This is a genomic window from Rhodococcus sp. P4_B6, from assembly GCF_056402215.1.
In genome coordinates this window covers 39,940-55,835 of sequence record NZ_JBFUHV010000019.1, presented here as the reverse complement: position 1 = coordinate 55,835, position 15,896 = coordinate 39,940, and the positions used below count along the sequence as shown (strand labels likewise).

General features: G+C 67.5%; 20 protein-coding genes. 13 read left to right on the top strand and 7 right to left on the bottom strand.

Annotated features, from left to right (window positions below; genetic code table 11):
* Positions 1 to 5 precede the first annotated feature (5 nt).
* The 10 genes from AC1DWT_RS12140 (at position 6) to tuf (ending at position 10,553) form a co-directional block, all read left to right on the top strand.
* Complete coding sequence (locus tag AC1DWT_RS12140) at positions 6 to 2,000, top strand: acetyl/propionyl/methylcrotonyl-CoA carboxylase subunit alpha (RefSeq protein ID WP_072940437.1); 1,995 nt, start codon at positions 6 to 8, stop codon at positions 1,998 to 2,000.
* Positions 1,997 to 3,187 (top strand): acyl-CoA dehydrogenase family protein, encoded by a 1,191-nt coding sequence (locus AC1DWT_RS12135; protein WP_072940133.1) that lies wholly within the window; start codon positions 1,997 to 1,999, stop codon positions 3,185 to 3,187. The genes AC1DWT_RS12140 and AC1DWT_RS12135 overlap by 4 nt, the downstream gene beginning before the upstream one ends.
* Positions 3,187 to 3,987, top strand: coding sequence for an enoyl-CoA hydratase family protein (locus tag AC1DWT_RS12130; protein WP_083395796.1), 801 nt, complete (start codon positions 3,187 to 3,189; stop codon positions 3,985 to 3,987). The genes AC1DWT_RS12135 and AC1DWT_RS12130 overlap by 1 nt, the downstream gene beginning before the upstream one ends.
* A gap of 59 nt (positions 3,988 to 4,046) precedes the next feature.
* A complete protein-coding gene (locus AC1DWT_RS12125) occupies positions 4,047 to 4,688 on the top strand; it encodes a TetR/AcrR family transcriptional regulator (protein WP_072940135.1) in 642 nt (213 codons plus the stop codon).
* Positions 4,689 to 4,726: 38 nt separating this feature from the next.
* Positions 4,727 to 5,251, top strand: a complete 525-nt coding sequence (locus tag AC1DWT_RS12120) for a DUF3558 domain-containing protein (protein ID WP_072940138.1) — start codon at positions 4,727 to 4,729, stop codon at positions 5,249 to 5,251.
* An 11-nt stretch (positions 5,252 to 5,262) separates the two neighbouring features.
* Positions 5,263 to 5,802 carry a DUF3558 domain-containing protein gene (locus AC1DWT_RS12115; protein ID WP_072940141.1) on the top strand — a complete coding sequence of 180 codons (540 nt, stop codon included), beginning with the start codon at positions 5,263 to 5,265 and terminating at the stop codon, positions 5,800 to 5,802.
* A gap of 362 nt (positions 5,803 to 6,164) precedes the next feature.
* Complete coding sequence (gene rpsL, locus AC1DWT_RS12110; protein ID WP_005252198.1) at positions 6,165 to 6,539, top strand: 30S ribosomal protein S12; 375 nt, start codon at positions 6,165 to 6,167, stop codon at positions 6,537 to 6,539.
* Positions 6,539 to 7,009 (top strand): 30S ribosomal protein S7, encoded by a 471-nt coding sequence (gene rpsG / locus AC1DWT_RS12105; RefSeq protein WP_005252199.1) that lies wholly within the window; start codon positions 6,539 to 6,541, stop codon positions 7,007 to 7,009. The genes rpsL and rpsG overlap by 1 nt, the downstream gene beginning before the upstream one ends.
* A gap of 161 nt (positions 7,010 to 7,170) precedes the next feature.
* The gene (gene fusA, locus AC1DWT_RS12100; protein ID WP_072940144.1) at positions 7,171 to 9,273 is read left to right on the top strand and encodes an elongation factor G; all 2,103 of its coding nucleotides are present in this window, start codon (positions 7,171 to 7,173) and stop codon (positions 9,271 to 9,273) included.
* An 89-nt stretch (positions 9,274 to 9,362) separates the two neighbouring features.
* Entirely contained in the window at positions 9,363 to 10,553 is a 1,191-nt protein-coding gene (tuf, locus tag AC1DWT_RS12095; RefSeq protein WP_072940147.1) for an elongation factor Tu, read from the top strand.
* 70 nt (positions 10,554 to 10,623) lie between these two features.
* Here the strand turns inward: tuf and AC1DWT_RS12090 are convergent, their stop codons facing one another.
* Genes AC1DWT_RS12090 through AC1DWT_RS12065 form a run of 6 tightly spaced genes read right to left on the bottom strand, consistent with a single transcriptional unit; the run spans position 10,624 to position 13,424 of the window.
* Positions 10,624 to 10,884, bottom strand: coding sequence for a YciI family protein (locus AC1DWT_RS12090; RefSeq protein WP_241031307.1), 261 nt, complete (start codon positions 10,882 to 10,884; stop codon positions 10,624 to 10,626).
* Positions 10,885 to 10,930: 46 nt separating this feature from the next.
* Positions 10,931 to 11,506, bottom strand: a complete 576-nt coding sequence (locus tag AC1DWT_RS12085; protein ID WP_072940153.1) for a hypothetical protein — start codon at positions 11,504 to 11,506, stop codon at positions 10,931 to 10,933.
* On the bottom strand, positions 11,503 to 12,483 hold the full coding sequence (locus AC1DWT_RS12080; protein WP_072940155.1) for a DUF6286 domain-containing Asp23/Gls24 family envelope stress response protein: 981 nt from the start codon (positions 12,481 to 12,483) through the stop codon (positions 11,503 to 11,505). The genes AC1DWT_RS12085 and AC1DWT_RS12080 overlap by 4 nt, the downstream gene beginning before the upstream one ends.
* Complete coding sequence (locus tag AC1DWT_RS12075; RefSeq protein WP_005252219.1) at positions 12,476 to 12,655, bottom strand: hypothetical protein; 180 nt, start codon at positions 12,653 to 12,655, stop codon at positions 12,476 to 12,478. The genes AC1DWT_RS12080 and AC1DWT_RS12075 overlap by 8 nt, the downstream gene beginning before the upstream one ends.
* Positions 12,652 to 12,966 carry an Asp23/Gls24 family envelope stress response protein gene (locus tag AC1DWT_RS12070; RefSeq protein ID WP_072940158.1) on the bottom strand — a complete coding sequence of 105 codons (315 nt, stop codon included), beginning with the start codon at positions 12,964 to 12,966 and terminating at the stop codon, positions 12,652 to 12,654. Before AC1DWT_RS12070 ends, AC1DWT_RS12075 begins: the two co-directional genes overlap by 4 nt.
* The gene (locus AC1DWT_RS12065) at positions 12,963 to 13,424 is read right to left on the bottom strand and encodes an Asp23/Gls24 family envelope stress response protein (protein ID WP_072940161.1); all 462 of its coding nucleotides are present in this window, start codon (positions 13,422 to 13,424) and stop codon (positions 12,963 to 12,965) included. Before AC1DWT_RS12065 ends, AC1DWT_RS12070 begins: the two co-directional genes overlap by 4 nt.
* A gap of 145 nt (positions 13,425 to 13,569) precedes the next feature.
* Here AC1DWT_RS12065 and AC1DWT_RS12060 point away from each other — a divergent pair, with 145 nt between their 5' ends.
* The 3 genes from AC1DWT_RS12060 to AC1DWT_RS12050 are packed head-to-tail and all read left to right on the top strand — an operon-like array spanning position 13,570 to position 15,166.
* A complete protein-coding gene (locus tag AC1DWT_RS12060) occupies positions 13,570 to 14,193 on the top strand; it encodes a hypothetical protein (RefSeq protein WP_306454247.1) in 624 nt (207 codons plus the stop codon).
* Complete coding sequence (locus AC1DWT_RS12055; RefSeq protein WP_072940164.1) at positions 14,190 to 14,705, top strand: twin-arginine translocation pathway signal; 516 nt, start codon at positions 14,190 to 14,192, stop codon at positions 14,703 to 14,705. The genes AC1DWT_RS12060 and AC1DWT_RS12055 overlap by 4 nt, the downstream gene beginning before the upstream one ends.
* An 11-nt stretch (positions 14,706 to 14,716) precedes the next feature.
* A complete protein-coding gene (locus tag AC1DWT_RS12050; RefSeq protein ID WP_072940167.1) occupies positions 14,717 to 15,166 on the top strand; it encodes a hypothetical protein in 450 nt (149 codons plus the stop codon).
* A 32-nt stretch (positions 15,167 to 15,198) separates the two neighbouring features.
* Here AC1DWT_RS12050 and AC1DWT_RS12045 read toward each other — a convergent pair whose 3' ends face one another.
* Positions 15,199 to 15,894 (bottom strand): NUDIX hydrolase, encoded by a 696-nt coding sequence (locus AC1DWT_RS12045; protein WP_174705474.1) that lies wholly within the window; start codon positions 15,892 to 15,894, stop codon positions 15,199 to 15,201.
* Between the last annotated feature and the right edge of the window lie 2 nt (positions 15,895 to 15,896).

The following is a 15,896-nucleotide window of genomic DNA, read 5'->3' as shown; positions in this document are numbered from 1 at the left end:
ACGACATGATCCAGTCCGTACTGGTTGCCAACCGCGGCGAGATCGCCCGCCGCATCTTCGCCACCTGCCGCCGCTCAGGCATCGGGACCGTCGCCGTGTTCTCGGACGCCGACGCACTCAGCCCGCACGTCACCGAGGCCGACGCCGCGGTCCGTTTGCCGGGCAACAGTCCAGCCGACACCTACCTGCGCGGTGACCTCGTCATCGAGGCAGCGCTCCTCGCCGGTGCCGACGCCATCCACCCCGGCTACGGGTTCCTGTCCGAGAACGCGGAATTCGCGCGCGCCGTCCACGATGCGGGGCTGACGTGGATCGGACCGCCCGCGCCCGCCATCGAGATGATGGGTTCCAAGGTCGAGTCCAAGAAGTTGATGGCCGCCGCGGGGGTCCCGGTGCTGGCCGAACTCGATCCGGACGCCGTCACCGAAGCCGATCTGCCGGTGCTCGTCAAGGCGTCCGCCGGCGGCGGCGGACGTGGCATGCGCGTGGTGCGTGAACTCGCGGACCTTCCGGAACAGCTGGAAGGCGCGCGGCGCGAAGCGCAATCGGCGTTCGGCGACCCGACCGTGTTCTGCGAGCGCTACCTCGAGACGGGCAGGCACATCGAGGTCCAGGTGATGGCCGACCGGCACGGAACCGTGTGGGCGGTGGGGGAGCGTGAGTGCTCCATCCAGCGCCGGCACCAGAAGGTGGTGGAGGAGGCGCCGTCGCCGCTGGTCGAGGCCGTCCCCGGAATGCGTGAGCGGCTGTTCGAGGCCGCCCGGCTCGCGGCGAAGGCCATCGACTACGAGGGGGCGGGGACGGTCGAGTTCCTGGCGACCGGACGAGCGGACACCGACGGTGGGGACTTCTTCTTTCTGGAGATGAACACCCGCCTGCAGGTGGAGCACCCGGTCACCGAATGCACCACCGGTCTCGACCTGGTGGACCTGCAACTGGAGGTGGCGTCGGGTCTGGCACTCGACGCGGATTCGCCCGCCGTGTCCGGCCATTCCATCGAGGTCCGGCTGTACGCCGAGGACCCCGCGCAGAACTGGCAGCCGCAGAGCGGGCCGGTCCACCGCCTGGCGCTACCCGGCACCGCGGTCGAATTCGACGTTCTCCGCACGCCGGGCATCCGCCTCGACTCCGGGGTGGTCGACGGGTCCACCGTCGGCGTGCACTACGACCCGATGCTCGCGAAGGTCATCTCGTTCGCGCCCACCCGGACGCAGGCAGCGACCCGGCTGGCGACGGCACTGGGCCGCACGCAGATCCACGGTCTGCGCACCAACCGCGACCTCCTGGTCAACGTGCTCCGCCACCCGGCGTTCCTCGCGGGCGACACGGACACCGCCTTCTTCGACACCCACGGACTGGACGTGCTGGCGCAGCCACTGGCGTCGGTGGAGACCGAGCGACTGTCGGCGCTGGCCGCCGCCCTCGCCGACGCCGCGCACAACCGTGACGTCGCGACGGTCGACTCGACGCTCCCCAGTGGGTGGCGGAACCTGGCGTCCGCGCCGCAGTCAAAGACGTTCACCGGTACCGGCGGCGACGTCGAGATCCGGTACCTGCTCACCCGGTACGGGCTGAAGGCGGAGGGTTTCGACGACGTCTCACTCGTGTCCGCGACGGCACGGCACGTCGCACTCGACGCGGCGGGGCTGCGCCGCTCGTTCGAGGTGTCCCGGTACGGGGACGACGTCTTCGTCGATTCCGCGCTGGGCCCGGTGAGCCTGCACGCCGCACCGCGATTCACCGATCCGAGTGCCGTCGTCGCCGAGGGGTCGCTGCTCGCGCCGATGCCGGGTTCCGTGATCCGCGTCGGCGCGGCGGTCGGTGATGCGGTGACCGCCGGTCAGCCGATCGTGTGGCTCGAGGCGATGAAGATGGAACACACGATCAAGGCGCCGGCGTCCGGTGTCCTCACCGAACTTTCCGTGACCGTCGGCACGCAGGTCGACGTGGGAACAGTCCTGGCAGTAGTCGAAGCAGCGCACGCTGAAGGAGAATCATGAGCTTCATCGAGACAGAAGAACAGAAGGAACTCCGCGCGTCCGTGTCGAGGCTCGGGGAGCGCTTCAACTACGTCGACTACGTGCTTCCGCGGGCGCGGCGCGGCGAACCGCTCACCGAATTATGGAACGAGGCGGGCAAACTCGGCTTCCTCGGCGTCAACCTCCCCGAGGAGTACGGAGGCGGCGGCGCGGGTATCTACGAATTGGCGCTCGTCCAGGAAGAACTCGCCGCCCACGGCGCCGGACTCCTGCTGGTGGTCGTCTCGCCCGCCATCTGCGGCACGATCATCGGCAAGTACGGCACGGCGGACCAGAAGCAGAAGTGGCTCCCCGGACTCGCCGACGGCTCGAAGATCATGGCGTTCGGCATCACCGAGGCCGACGCGGGGTCGAACTCGCATCAGATCACGACCACTGCGCGGCGGGACCGGTCGAGCGGAGCGAGGGGTGATGGTGACGGCGAGGATTGGCTGCTGTCGGGGAACAAGATCTATATCTCCGGGGTCGACCAGGCGGACGCCGTCCTGATCGTCGCGCGGACCGAGGACTCGAAGACCGGCAAGCTGAAGCCTGCGCTGTTCATCGTCCCCACCGACGCCGAGAACTTCGTGAAGACGCCGATGGAGATGGACATCGTCGAGCCCGACCACCAGTTCATGCTGTTCCTCGACGACGTCCGGTTGCCCGCCGACGCGCTCGTCGGCGAGGCCGACGCGGCCCTGATGCAGCTGTTCGCGGGACTCAACCCCGAACGCATCCTCGGCGCGTCGATGGCGATCGGCATGGGCCGCTACGCGCTGGACGCCGCGGTCCGGTTCGCGAAGGAACGCACGGTGTGGAAGGAGCCGATCGGCACACACCAGGGCATCTCGCATCCGCTGGCGCAGATCAAGATCGAACTCGAACTCGCCAAGCTGATGATGCAGAAGGCCGCCGTCCTCTACGACAGCGGCGACGACTTCGGCGCCGCCGAGGCCGCCAACATGGCCAAGTACGCCGCCGCCGAGGCCAGCATCAAGGCGCTCGACCAGGCCGTCCAGACTCACGGCGGCGCGGGCCTGACCAAGGAATACGGTCTCGCGGCGATGCTCGGCGCGGCCCGCATCGGCCGCGTCGCGCCGGTGAGCAGGGAAATGGTCCTCAACTTCGTCGCCCAGCACTCGCTCGGGCTGCCGAAGTCGTACTGATGTCGAACGGACAGCACATGACCGACGTGGAAGCCGACCGGTACGTCCGGTACGAGGTGAATCGAGGGTTCGCCACCCTCACCCTCGACTCGCCCCACAACAGGAACGCGATCTCCGGCAGGCTCGTGGACGAGCTGCTGCAGGGATTGCGGGACGCCGCCGCGGACATCGACGTCCGCGGCGTCGTCCTCACCCACACCGGTGGCACGTTCTGCGCCGGGGCGGATCTGAGCGAGACGTCCGGCGACGTCGGCTCGCGCACCCGGCAGATGGCCGAACTGCTGCGCGCCATCGTGGAGCTGCCGAAACCGGTGATCGCCCGGATCGACGGTCACGTCCGGGCCGGGGGCATGGGGCTGGTCGGGGCGTGCGACCTCGCCGTCGCCGGCCCGCGCAGCACGTTCGCGCTCACCGAGGTCCGGCTCGGGCTCGCCGCGTCGATCATCTCGCTGACCGTGCTGCCCCGCATCGATTCGCGCGCCGCGAGCCGCTACCTGCTCACGGGCGAGAAGTTCGGCGCCCACGAGGCGGAGGCGATCGGGCTGATCAGCGAGTCCGCCGAGGACCCGGAGGACACCGTCGAGGAATTGCTGGACCAGTTACGGCAGGCGTCGCCGCAGGGTCTGGCCGAATCGAAGACGTTGACCACCCGCGGTGTGCTCGCCGACTTCGACCGCTACACCGACGAGCTGACCGCCCAGTCGGCGAGGCTGTTCGAATCCGAGGAGGCGCGGGAAGGCATGATGGCGTTTCTGCAGAAGCGGCCGCCGAGATGGGCCTCCGGCCCTGTGCGTGGTTGACGAGTCTCTGGACTCGTCAACCACTCACGGGCGCGCAGCGCGACGAGAGGAAGTGACACATGACCCGCGAACCGAAGCAGGACCGTAGCCGGGTCACGCGCGGACATCTCCTCGAGGTCACCATCGACTGCCTCGCGGAACTGGGCTGGGGCGCGACGACGGTGAGCCTCGTCGCCCAGCGCGCCGGCGTGTCCCGCGGCGCGACCCAGCACCATTTCCCCACCCGCGAAGACCTCATCACCGCGGCGCTCGAGGTCATGTTCGACGCCCGGATGGAGCAGGCCCGGCGCGAGGCCACCGACCTGCCGACCGGGGAGGGGCGCACCGAGGCGGTGGTGTCGCGGCTCGTCGACTACTACACCGGCACCCTGTTCAAGGCGGCGCTGCAGGTGTGGACGGCGGCCGCCGCCGACCCGGAACTGCGGGCCCGGATCGTGCCGCTCGAGGAACGGTTCGGGCGGGTCGCGCACCGCACCGCCGTCGAACACTTCGGGTTCGACGACGCCGATCCGGTGGCGCACCGGCTCGTCCAGGCCACCCTCGATCTCGCCCGCGGACTCGGCCTGGCCGACGTGCTCACGGACGACTCCAAGAGGCGCGCGGAGATCGTGCGGCAGTGGGCTGCGCAGTTGGACGCGGCACTACCGCGGGGCGGCAGATCTGTAGAGCCCAGGCGCCTCGACGTGGCCGTTCTCGACTGACCGGGCAAAGATCGCGGCGATCGGTAGAGTCACCGACCATGGGCCGGAAATGGGGAGCGCTCGTCCTGATCACCGTCGCGGCCGGTCTGGCCGGCTGTGGGGGAGACGGAGACGATTCCGGTACCGCACCCGCCGCACAGAGTCTTCCGCAGGTGACCGATCCGGGCCCGTTCTTCGGCCAGTGCGGTTCGGTCACCGACGACGAGGTGGCGAAGGCGTTCGGCATGCCTCCCTTCACCGGGGTGACGCGCAATTCCGTCGGCTGCGAGTGGGAAACCGCGGGAATAGGCGGTCCCAGCGTCACGTTCTCCTGGTACCGCGGCAGTCCGATCGGCCGCGAGCGGGCGGGTTCGGAGCTGATCGGCAGGCCGGCCACCGACATCGACGTCCAGGGACATCCCGGATTCATCGCGTCGTCCGAAGGAATTCTGTGTGAACTCGGTGTGGAGTTCGGCGGTGACTTCGTGCACTGGTCGGTGATGTATGCGGACGCGCAACCCGCGGCCGATCCGTGCACGGTGGCGCGCGACCTCGCCGAACTCAGCGTGTCGAGGGCGAAGTGAGCGGGGGAGTGATGGGCGGGCGGACGTGGCGCGCCGTGCGGGTGCTGACCGCGGCCACCGCGATCGGGCTGATCGCGGGGTGCGGGTCGACGATCGAGGGCTCACCGAGGGTGGAGGGCAGTTCCTCCTCGGGGGACACCGAACAGTTCACGGCCCTGCTCGAGGAGTGCAACGCGGTCGCCGACGAACAGATCGCGCAGACCGTCGGCGCCGACGCCATCCAACGAGGCTTCTTCGGCGCGATCTGCCGCTGGGACGCGGTCGGCGCCAACGGTCCCGTGAAGGTGACGTTCAACTGGTTCGAGACGGGTTCCCTCGACACTGAGAAGTCGACCGCGGAGAAGCTCGGCTACACGGTGGAGGCGTCCACCATCCAGGGGCGCAGGGCCGTCGTGATGCGTCCGCCCGGCGATCCGGGGGCGTGCGGAGTGACGGTCGGGTCGCCCTCATCGGGGGTCGTCGGCTGGTGGGTACAGTTCCAGGCGGGGGCGGCAGACCCGTGCCAGGCGGCATCGACGCTTGCGGATCTGACGCTCAATCTGAGTAGTTGATGTGCCCGTGTCCGTACCGACAGCTCCAAGCAGTACCCCACATCGCAGGTCAGCCCTTACCATTGCCCGCCCACTTTGACCTTCCGGCGCGCCGCCGGGTATCGTTGTGGGTCGTGTCCGGCATGCCCGGGCCGATCTGTGTGCCTAGCGAGGTATTGCCGTGCGCGCGTTCGTGCAGATTTCTGCATGGAACGAGCATCCGGCTGCCTGTGTGGGGGTATGCGACACACCCGACCTCGGGTGCAGCTCGAGGTGCGGGTGAGGGGCAGCAGCTCTCTTGCCCCAACTGCTAGATCCCTAATTTCAGAACAGCCAAGGTTGCTTGTCCAGAGCAGTCTGTTCAACACGAAGAAAGCCGGTAAATGCCAACCATCAACCAGCTGGTCCGCAAGGGCCGCCGCGACAAGACCGCGAAGGTCAAGACGGCAGCCCTCAAGGGCAGCCCGCAGCGTCGTGGCGTGTGCACCCGCGTGTACACCACCACCCCGAAGAAGCCGAACTCGGCGCTCCGTAAGGTCGCGCGTGTGCGCTTGACCAGCTCCGTCGAGGTCACCGCTTACATCCCGGGCGAGGGCCACAACCTGCAGGAGCACTCGATGGTGCTCGTCCGCGGTGGTCGTGTGAAGGACCTCCCCGGTGTGCGCTACAAGATCATCCGCGGCTCCCTCGACACCCAGGGTGTCAAGGGCCGCAAGCAGGCCCGCAGCCGCTACGGCGCCAAGAAGGAGAAGAGCTAATGCCACGTAAGGGCCCCGCTCCGAAGCGTCCGCTCATCAACGACCCGGTCTACGGTTCGCCCCTGGTGACGCAGCTCGTCAACAAGATTCTCCTGGACGGCAAGAAGTCCACCGCCGAGCGCATCGTGTACGAAGCACTCGAGCAGGCGCGCGAGAAGACCGGCACCGATCCGGTCGTCACCCTCAAGCGCGCACTGGACAACGTCAAGCCTGCCCTCGAGGTTCGCAGCCGCCGTGTCGGTGGCGCCACCTACCAGGTGCCGGTCGAGGTCCGTCCGGGCCGCTCCACCACCCTCGCGCTCCGCTGGCTCGTGACCTTCTCCCGGCAGCGTCGTGAGAAGACGATGGTCGAGCGTCTCGCCAACGAGCTCCTCGATGCCAGCAACGGCCTGGGTGCCGCTGTGAAGCGCCGTGAGGACACTCACAAGATGGCCGAAGCCAACAAGGCATTCGCCCACTACCGCTGGTGACGTCACGTCGGAGCAGTCACCAACCGTGACTGCTCCGGCGTCGTCGCACGTCGGGCCCCTACCGGGGACCGGCTGATCTACAACTCGAGACAATGGCCCCGCTGGTGGAACACCGGGGAGGCCGACACCCGATACACGAGCTACGAGCGGGGAAGAATCCTGTGGCACAGGAAGTGCTGACCGACCTGAACAAGGTCCGCAACATCGGCATCATGGCGCACATCGATGCCGGCAAGACCACGACCACCGAGCGCATCCTGTTCTACACCGGTGTCAACTACAAGATCGGTGAGACGCACGACGGTGCCTCGACCACGGACTGGATGGAACAGGAGAAGGAACGCGGCATCACGATCACCTCTGCCGCGGTGACCTGCTTCTGGAACAACAACCAGATCAACATCATCGACACGCCGGGCCACGTCGACTTCACCGTCGAGGTGGAGCGTTCGCTCCGCGTGCTCGACGGCGCCGTCGCAGTGTTCGACGGCAAAGAGGGCGTCGAGCCCCAGTCGGAGCAGGTGTGGCGTCAGGCCGCCAAGTACGACGTTCCGCGCATCTGTTTCGTCAACAAGATGGACAAGATGGGCGCGGACTTCTACTTCACGGTCCAGACCATCATCGACCGCCTCGGCGCGAAGCCGCTCGTCCTGCAGCTGCCGATCGGCGCGGAGGACGACTTCGACGGTGTCGTCGACCTGGTCGAGATGAAGGCCATCACCTGGCGTGGCGTCGTGCCGACGGGTGCCGAGCCCACCATCGAGGAGATCCCGGCCGATCTGGCCGACAAGGCTGCCGAGTACCGCGAGAAGCTGCTCGAGACCGTTGCCGAGTCCGACGAATCTCTCATGGAGAAGTACTTCGCCGGTGAGGAACTCTCCATCGAGGAGATCAAGGGCGCCATCCGCAAGATGACGGTCGCCTCCGAGCTGTACCCGGTGCTGTGTGGTTCCGCGTTCAAGAACAAGGGTGTTCAGCCCATGCTCGACGCGGTCATCGACTACCTGCCGAACCCGCTGGACATCGGCGAGGTCCAGGGTCACGCCCTCGGCAACGAGGAAGAGATCCTCACGCGTAAGCCGAGCAAGGAAGAGCCGTTCTCGGCTCTGGCCTTCAAGATCGCTTCGCACCCGTTCTTCGGAAAGCTGACGTTCGTCCGCGTGTACTCCGGCCGGATCGATCCGGGCGCCCAGGTCATGAACGCGACCAAGGGTAAGAAGGAGCGCATCGGAAAGCTCTTCCAGATGCACGCCAACAAGGAGAACCCGGTCGACGAGGCCGTGGCCGGCCACATCTACGCGATGATCGGCCTGAAGGACACCACGACCGGTGACACCCTGTGTGCACAGGACGCCCCGATCGTGCTCGAGTCGATGAGCTTCCCGGACCCGGTCATCCAGGTCTCGATCGAGCCCAAGACGAAGTCCGACCAGGAGAAGCTGGGCACCGCGATCCAGAAGCTCGCCGAAGAGGACCCGACGTTCTCCGTCGAACTCGACGAGGAGACCGGCCAGACCGTCATCGGCGGCATGGGCGAGCTCCACCTCGACATCCTCGTCGACCGTATGCGTCGCGAGTTCAAGGTCGAGGCCAACGTCGGCAAGCCGCAGGTCGCCTACCGCGAGACCATCACCAAGAAGGTCGAGAAGCACGACTACACCCACAAGAAGCAGACGGGTGGATCGGGCCAGTTCGCCAAGGTGATCATCGCGCTGGAGCCGTTCGTCGGCGAAGACGGTGCCTCCTACGAGTTCGAGAACAAGGTCTCCGGTGGCCGCATCCCTCGCGAGTACATCCCCTCCGTGGATGCAGGCGCTCAGGACGCGATGCAGTACGGCGTTCTCGCCGGCTACCCGCTGGTGAACCTGAAGCTGTCGCTGCTCGACGGTGCGTACCACGACGTCGACTCGTCGGAAATGGCCTTCAAGGTCGCCGGTTCGCAGGCGCTGAAGGAAGCCGCCCGCAAGGCCGGCCCGGTCATTCTCGAGCCGCTCATGGCTGTCGAGGTCACCACACCCGAGGAGTACATGGGTGACGTGATCGGCGACCTGAACTCCCGCCGTGGCCAGATCCAGGCCATGGAGGAACGCAGTGGTGCCCGTGTCGTGAAGGCGCTGGTTCCGCTCTCGGAGATGTTTGGTTACATCGGTGATCTGCGGTCGAAGACCCAGGGCCGGGCGAACTTCTCCATGGTGTTCGATTCCTACGCAGAGGTTCCCGCGAACGTCTCGAAGGAAATCATCGCCAAGGCGACCGGCGAGTAACCTCGGTTCCAGCCGGCCGAAGCACGACCCAGTAATAACAACCGCACTGCTGCATACCGCAAGCATCAATCAGTCCAGGAGGACACACAGTGGCGAAGGCGAAGTTCGAGCGGACGAAGCCGCACGTGAACATCGGCACCATCGGTCACGTCGACCACGGCAAGACCACGCTGACCGCGGCCATCACCAAGGTTCTGCACGACGCGTACCCGGATCTCAACGAGGCCTCGGCCTTCGACGAGATCGACAAGGCTCCTGAGGAGAAGGCTCGCGGTATCACGATCAACATCTCGCATGTTGAGTACCAGACCGAGAAGCGCCACTACGCGCACGTCGATGCTCCCGGTCACGCCGACTACATCAAGAACATGATCACCGGTGCGGCGCAGATGGACGGCGCCATCCTCGTGGTCGCGGCCACCGACGGCCCGATGCCCCAGACGCGTGAGCACGTGCTGCTCGCCCGCCAGGTCGGCGTGCCGTACATCCTCGTCGCCCTGAACAAGGCCGACATGGTGGACGACGACGAGATCATCGAGCTCGTCGAGATGGAGGTCCGTGAGCTCCTCGCTGCGCAGGAGTTCGACGAGGAAGCTCCCGTCGTCAAGGTCTCCGCACTGAAGGCGCTCGAGGGCGACCCGGAGTGGACCAAGAACATCCTCGAGCTCATGGCTGCGGTCGACGAGTCGATCCCGGACCCGGTCCGCGAGACCGACAAGCCGTTCCTCATGCCCGTCGAGGACGTCTTCACGATCACCGGTCGTGGCACCGTCGTCACCGGTCGTATCGAGCGTGGCCAGGTCAACGTCAACGAAGAGGTCGAGATCGTCGGCATCAAGGAGACGGTCACCAAGACCACGGTCACCGGTATCGAGATGTTCCGCAAGCTCCTCGACTCGGGCCAGGCCGGTGACAACGTCGGTCTGCTGGTTCGTGGTATCAAGCGCGAAGATGTCGAGCGTGGACAGGTTGTCGTCAAGCCCGGCACCACCACCCCGCACACCGAGTTCGAGGGCCAGGCGTACATCCTGTCCAAGGACGAGGGCGGCCGCCACACGCCGTTCTTCAACAACTACCGTCCGCAGTTCTACTTCCGTACGACGGACGTGACGGGCGTTGTGACGCTGCCCGAGGGCACCGAGATGGTCATGCCCGGTGACAACACCGAGATGTCCGTCAAGCTGATCCAGCCCGTCGCCATGGACGAGGGCCTGCGCTTCGCGATCCGCGAAGGCGGCCGTACGGTCGGCGCCGGCAAGGTCACGAAGATCAACAAGTGATCTAGCTTCACCAACGCCGATGGCGCTCACCCTCCGGGGTGGGCGCCATCGGCGTTTTCGGGGTTCTGCGTCAGCGGTAGTTCAGCGCGTCCCATTCCCGGATGTCGCTGGGATGGGCGATCCCTTCGAGGACGAACGGGTCGCGTGCGATGAACTGTTCCGCCCGCTCACGGCTGGTGAACAGCGCCATGGACCCGTTGCTCGCCGGGTCGTCGAACGGTCCGATTCCGAGGATTCCGCCTTCCGCGGCGAACGCGTCGAGGTACTCACGGTGCCGTGGATAGACTTCCGGGATCCGGGCGGCGGCGGACGGATCGGTTGTGTAGAACACGACGTACTCCATGGCGGAGAACCTACCGAGACCGGGACGTCCCGTGTCAGTTTTCGACGTGTACCGGGTGGTCGGCGCGGTCGAGGTGGAGCAGCACCTGGGTGGCGACCTGCTCACCGCCGAGTGTCGACGCGACCCATGATGCGACGTCCTCGGACTTGCGGGTGAAGTCGTGGATGTCGACGGTGGGGTCGGCGGTCACGACGATCGACAGGGTGGGGAGTCCGCGTTCGACGACGGCGCGGGCCCGCGTCTGCCGGACTCCGGGGTACTGGGCGAGTTCGCTGGCGACCCCGTTGGCGAGGGAGCCCAGGTCGACGGTGACGTAGGTGCCCGATTCGCGATCCGGGACTGCGACGGCGGACGTGCGTCGCCGGGTGAGGTCCAGCGCGAGGACCACGATCCCGAAGACCAGTCCCACGACGACCGTCGCGGCGAGGGCCCAGCCCCACCAGCCCTGGTCGGGAAGCGCGGTGACGCGTGCGCGGTCGTACCGCGACACCCATTCCCGGACGATCGGAACCTGCAGGTCCCAGGCGATGGCGTAGGCGCCGAATCCGAGGAGCGCGAGCCCGACGAGCAGGACGATCAGCCGGTTGACGGCGGCGGTCCGATGCGTCACGGCTTCACCTGCACTCGGAGTTCGGGGGACGTGCCGAGCAGCGACAGCGTCGGTTCGACGGCCTCGCGGACGGAGATGGCCACGTCTGCGGCGGGTGTCGACTCGGTGCGCACCACGCGGACGGTGACGTGCTTGCGGTCGACTGTCGTGTGCGCCGACAGCACCCCGGGGACCGTGTTGGCGTGACTACTGGAATTGCGGGCGAGGTCGGTGGGGCGCAGCCAGACGATCGGGGTGTCGCCCACCGCGAGGGGCAGATGGGTGCGCGGCCGCGGTTTGAGGGCGGCGACGATGAACACGATTCCCAGCACGATCGCGCCGACGGCGACGGGGACGATCCAATCGGACCAGTGCAGCCTGCCCAGCCATTGCGCGGTGTTGCGGATCCAGGGCGCGTTGGCGAACGTGCCGCGCATGATGAGCAGTTCACGCGCGGCGACGACCGCGAGGCCGAGGGCGGCGACGGCGACGATGATCGCGGCGGGCACGGCGGCGGGTGTCGCGCGCGGCGTGCGGGGCCGGATCGGCGCCACCGGGAGGGGCGGCACCGCCGGATCGCCCTGTTCGGAGTAGAGGCTGTCGGCGCCGCTGTCTTCGGGTGCCGCGGATTCCGTTCCGACGACCACGATGTTGAGTTCGATGACCGGCATGCCGGTCATCTGCTCGACCTGGCGGTGCACCTGTGCGCGGAGCCTGCGGTTGAGGAGATCGAGCCGGCACGGCCACTGCACCGCGATGTACAGGTTGATCGCGACGGCGTCCGCACCCGTCGAGACGTCGGCGCGGGGGAGTTCTCTGCCCGTCAGCCGGGACAGTCCGCCGGACTGCTTGACGACGCCGGGTACTTGGAGCGCTGCGGCGACGGCGATCTTCACGACGGCGCGTTCCTTGATGACCAATTCGCCGCGCTGGGCGGTGTCGTCGAGCGCAGCGTCGTCCCGGGGTCCGGCGGGGGGTGCGGTGGACGGTTCAGCCACGGCCGCGGCTTCGGAGGATGGCGCCGAGATCGAGGTGCCCGTCGCGGTGCGCGCCCACGGCCATGCCCAGTGCGCCGAGCAGGACGGCGAAGACGAATCCGCTGAAACCGCCGAGGATGCCGGCGATGGCGAGGAGTAATCCAACGATCAGGCCTGTGATTGTGCTGTTCATTGAGCGTGTCCTGTCTCTGTCAGGAGATCTTCGATGATCACGTCGACGGGGACGTCCACCAGTGATTCCACTGCGGCCCGCACCCTTTCGGCGGTGTCGACGACGTTGGCGGGGTAGCGCGCCGCGAGATGGACGGCACAGGACGTGGGGCCGACGGTCACCCCGGTCACCCGGCGTCCGGGCAGGTACGTCGCGACTTCGCCGAACGCGCCGCCGTGCATCGCTGCCACTCCGGGGGTCGCGAGGACGGCGGCCACGATGCGTTCGGAGATGTCCTCCGCGTGAGTGTCCGGTGGGAGCGGTCCGGTCACTGCACCCTCGGTTTGCCGTCGAGTTCGGACGCGGCCTCGGATTCGTCGAAGAGCATGACGTCGAAGACGGTGATGTTCACTTCGGTCACTTCGAGTCCGGTCATGCGCTCGACGGCCGCGATGACGTTGCGTCGGATGCCGACCGCGAGTTCGTGCAGTGCAACACCGTATTCGGCGACGATGCCGATGTCGATGGCGGCCTGTTTCTCCCCGACTTCGACGGCGACGCCCTGGGCGTGGTTGACGCGGGCGCCGGGGATCCGGTCCCGGAGGGCGCCGACGGCGCGTGCGGTGCCGCCGCCCACGTCGTAGACGCCGTTGATCTCACGGGTGGCGATACCGGCGATCTTGGCGACGACGGCGTCCGCGATGATGGTCCGTCCCTGGGAACTGACGAGTTCCGGAGTCGCCCCGGCACCGAACTGCACGCGGCTGCGTGCGCCTGAATCGCTGGTCATCGTGGATCCCCTTCGAGTCGCCTGCCTTCTCCTCAACAGTAATGATCACCGACGGTACGCGGGGTCTCCCACGCGCCTTTCCGCCCGCGGATCTGTCCGGATACCGGTGCGGAAAATATTTGATATGACTACCCGGTACCATGGCGTGATCCAGGTAACAGAGGTACGGCACGACGGAAGGAATCCCATGGCGGAAGTGGCCCCCGACCAGGACGCTGCCCCCAGTGAGGAGGCCGCTTCCAGTGAGGACGCTGCTTCCGGTGAGGGCACTGCCCCCGGGCCCCGGACGCCGGCCGTCACCGCAGGTGTGGCGGTTCTGTCCGTTCTCGCGCTCGCGTTCCTCGCGGTGAGCGGCTACTTCGGCTACACGCACCGGCAGGCGGAGCGGGCGGCGCAGCAGCGGTCCGAGATCGTGGACGCCGCGAGCCAGGGCGTCGTGAATCTGACGACGATGGACTTCCAGCGGGCCGACGAAGACGTGCAGAAGGTGCTCGACGGCTCGGCGGGAGAATTCCGCGACGAATTCGAGGCCCGGTCCAAGGATCTCATCGCCGTCATGCAGGAGGCCCAGGTCAAATCGGTCGGGGAGGTGCGCCAGGCCGCGATCGAGAGGCAGGACGGCGACTCCGCCGACGTGCTCGTCGCGGTCGCCCAGAAGGTGTCGAATGCGGGCGGGGCCGCAGAGGAACCGCGTAGTCAGAGAATGCGGGTCACGATGCAACTCGAGGACGGCACGTACAAGATCGTGAAGGCGGGGTTCGTGCAGTGAGTACCGACGCATCGCCGAAGTCGCGCAGGCTCCTCCTGATCCTGGGTGCGCTCACCGTGGTCACGGCCGTGCTGGCCGGGGTGCTGTACTTCACGCTCTACCGGCCCGGCCAGCGCGTCGACGACACCGTCCGCGCCGCCGTCACCGACACCGCTTCGCAGGGCGCGATCGCTCTGCTGTCGTACGGTCCGGACACGGTGGAGAACGACGTCGGCGCCGCGAAGGAGCGCCTGACGGGGGAGTTCCTCGACTATTACACGCAGTTCACGACGGACGTCGTCGTCCCGGCGGCGAAGGAGAGCCGGGTCGCCACGCAGGCGACGGTGGCCGCGTCCGGTCCGGTCGAGGTGGCGGCCGACACGGCGACGGTGCTGCTGTTCGTCAACCAGAGCACCACCAGCGCCGGGAAACCGGAACCGGCGGTGACGGCGACGAGCATTTCCGTCGAGCTGACCAAATCCGGCGACGACTGGCTGATCTCCGGCTTCGATCCCGTCCAGGCCCACGGGTAGCGTTGGCGCCCATGAGCACTCTTCGAGAGGTCGGCGACCGCGAGTCGTGGCGCTGTTGGTTGTGTGACGAACCGGTGGATCCCGACATGTCGGTCAACGACCCGCGCGGCCCCAGCATCGACAGTGTCGTCACCGCGAAGAAGGCCAAGGCGAAGGGCGGCGTCGAACGCCTCGCTCACCGCGCGTGCAACACCAAGAAGGGCGCCGTCAAACCGGTGGTGCCGTGGCCCGACCGGTTGTTCGTCGTCGACCCCGCCCCGATCATCGGCGTCGTCGAACAACTCGGCCGCAAGGGCGGCCGGGTGGCCGTGGCGCGGTGCCCGGGCAAGTCGGATGCGGAGGACGCGTCGGAGTGGTTGCTCGACCGGTTGTCCCGTCTCGCACCGGAACTGGACGTCGAGACGCAGATCGACGCGGCCGGTGGCGCGTTTCTGCTCGTTCTGCGGCTCCGCCACCCGTGAGTACTTCTTAACCGCCTGCGGTTAACAAGTACTCACGGGCGGGGGATCGGCGGGTGCAGGGTGGTGGCGTCGCCCGGGCGGTACAGCTGGGCGCGCCTGCCGCCCGTGGATGCGGCGTCGGCGACGCCCTCGACGGGTTCGACGAACCCCCGCGTTCCCAGGACCTTGCGGCGGAAGTTCGCGCGGTCCCACGTCACGTCCCACACGGCCTCGTACACCGTCTGGAGGTCCCGGATCGAGAACGGAGACTCCACGAAATGGGTTGCCAAAGTGGTGTATTCGAGTTTCGACCGCACCCGCTCGAGGGCGTCGGCGAGGATCTGCGCGTGGTCGAACGCCAGCGACTCGCGGGACGCGTCCTCGACCGGCATCCAGTAGGCGTCGGCGGCGTCGGAACCGGCGGACGGCTCCGGCAGGTTCGGCGCGAACGCCACGAACACCACCGACACGACGCGCATGCGCGGGTCGCGGCCCGGCTCGCTGTACGTCGCCAACTGCTCGAGGTGACCGGGAAAGCTGTCGAGTCCGGTCTCCTCCGCCAGTTCGCGTCGCGCCGCGACGTCCGCCGATTCGTCGGCGTGAACGAAACCGCCGGGCAGCGCGGGCATCCCCTGGAACGGTTCCTCTCCCCGCCGCACCAGCAGGACCGACAGCGAGGGGCCGCGCAGCGTGAACATCGCGAGATCGACGGTCACGGCGAACGGTGGGTACTCGGTTGCGTCGTACACTG

Coding starts and splice junctions, on each gene's coding strand:
- AC1DWT_RS12140 (WP_072940437.1), top strand. CDS start 6: ATGATCCAGTCCGTACTGGTTGCCAACCGCGGCGAGATCGCCCGCCGC.
- AC1DWT_RS12135 (WP_072940133.1), top strand. CDS start 1,997: ATGAGCTTCATCGAGACAGAAGAACAGAAGGAACTCCGCGCGTCCGTG.
- AC1DWT_RS12130 (WP_083395796.1), top strand. CDS start 3,187: ATGTCGAACGGACAGCACATGACCGACGTGGAAGCCGACCGGTACGTC.
- AC1DWT_RS12125 (WP_072940135.1), top strand. CDS start 4,047: ATGACCCGCGAACCGAAGCAGGACCGTAGCCGGGTCACGCGCGGACAT.
- AC1DWT_RS12120 (WP_072940138.1), top strand. CDS start 4,727: ATGGGCCGGAAATGGGGAGCGCTCGTCCTGATCACCGTCGCGGCCGGT.
- AC1DWT_RS12115 (WP_072940141.1), top strand. CDS start 5,263: ATGGGCGGGCGGACGTGGCGCGCCGTGCGGGTGCTGACCGCGGCCACC.
- rpsL (WP_005252198.1), top strand. CDS start 6,165: ATGCCAACCATCAACCAGCTGGTCCGCAAGGGCCGCCGCGACAAGACC.
- rpsG (WP_005252199.1), top strand. CDS start 6,539: ATGCCACGTAAGGGCCCCGCTCCGAAGCGTCCGCTCATCAACGACCCG.
- AC1DWT_RS12075 (WP_005252219.1), bottom strand. CDS start 12,655: ATGAACAGCACAATCACAGGCCTGATCGTTGGATTACTCCTCGCCATC.
- AC1DWT_RS12065 (WP_072940161.1), bottom strand. CDS start 13,424: ATGACCAGCGATTCAGGCGCACGCAGCCGCGTGCAGTTCGGTGCCGGG.
- AC1DWT_RS12050 (WP_072940167.1), top strand. CDS start 14,717: ATGAGCACTCTTCGAGAGGTCGGCGACCGCGAGTCGTGGCGCTGTTGG.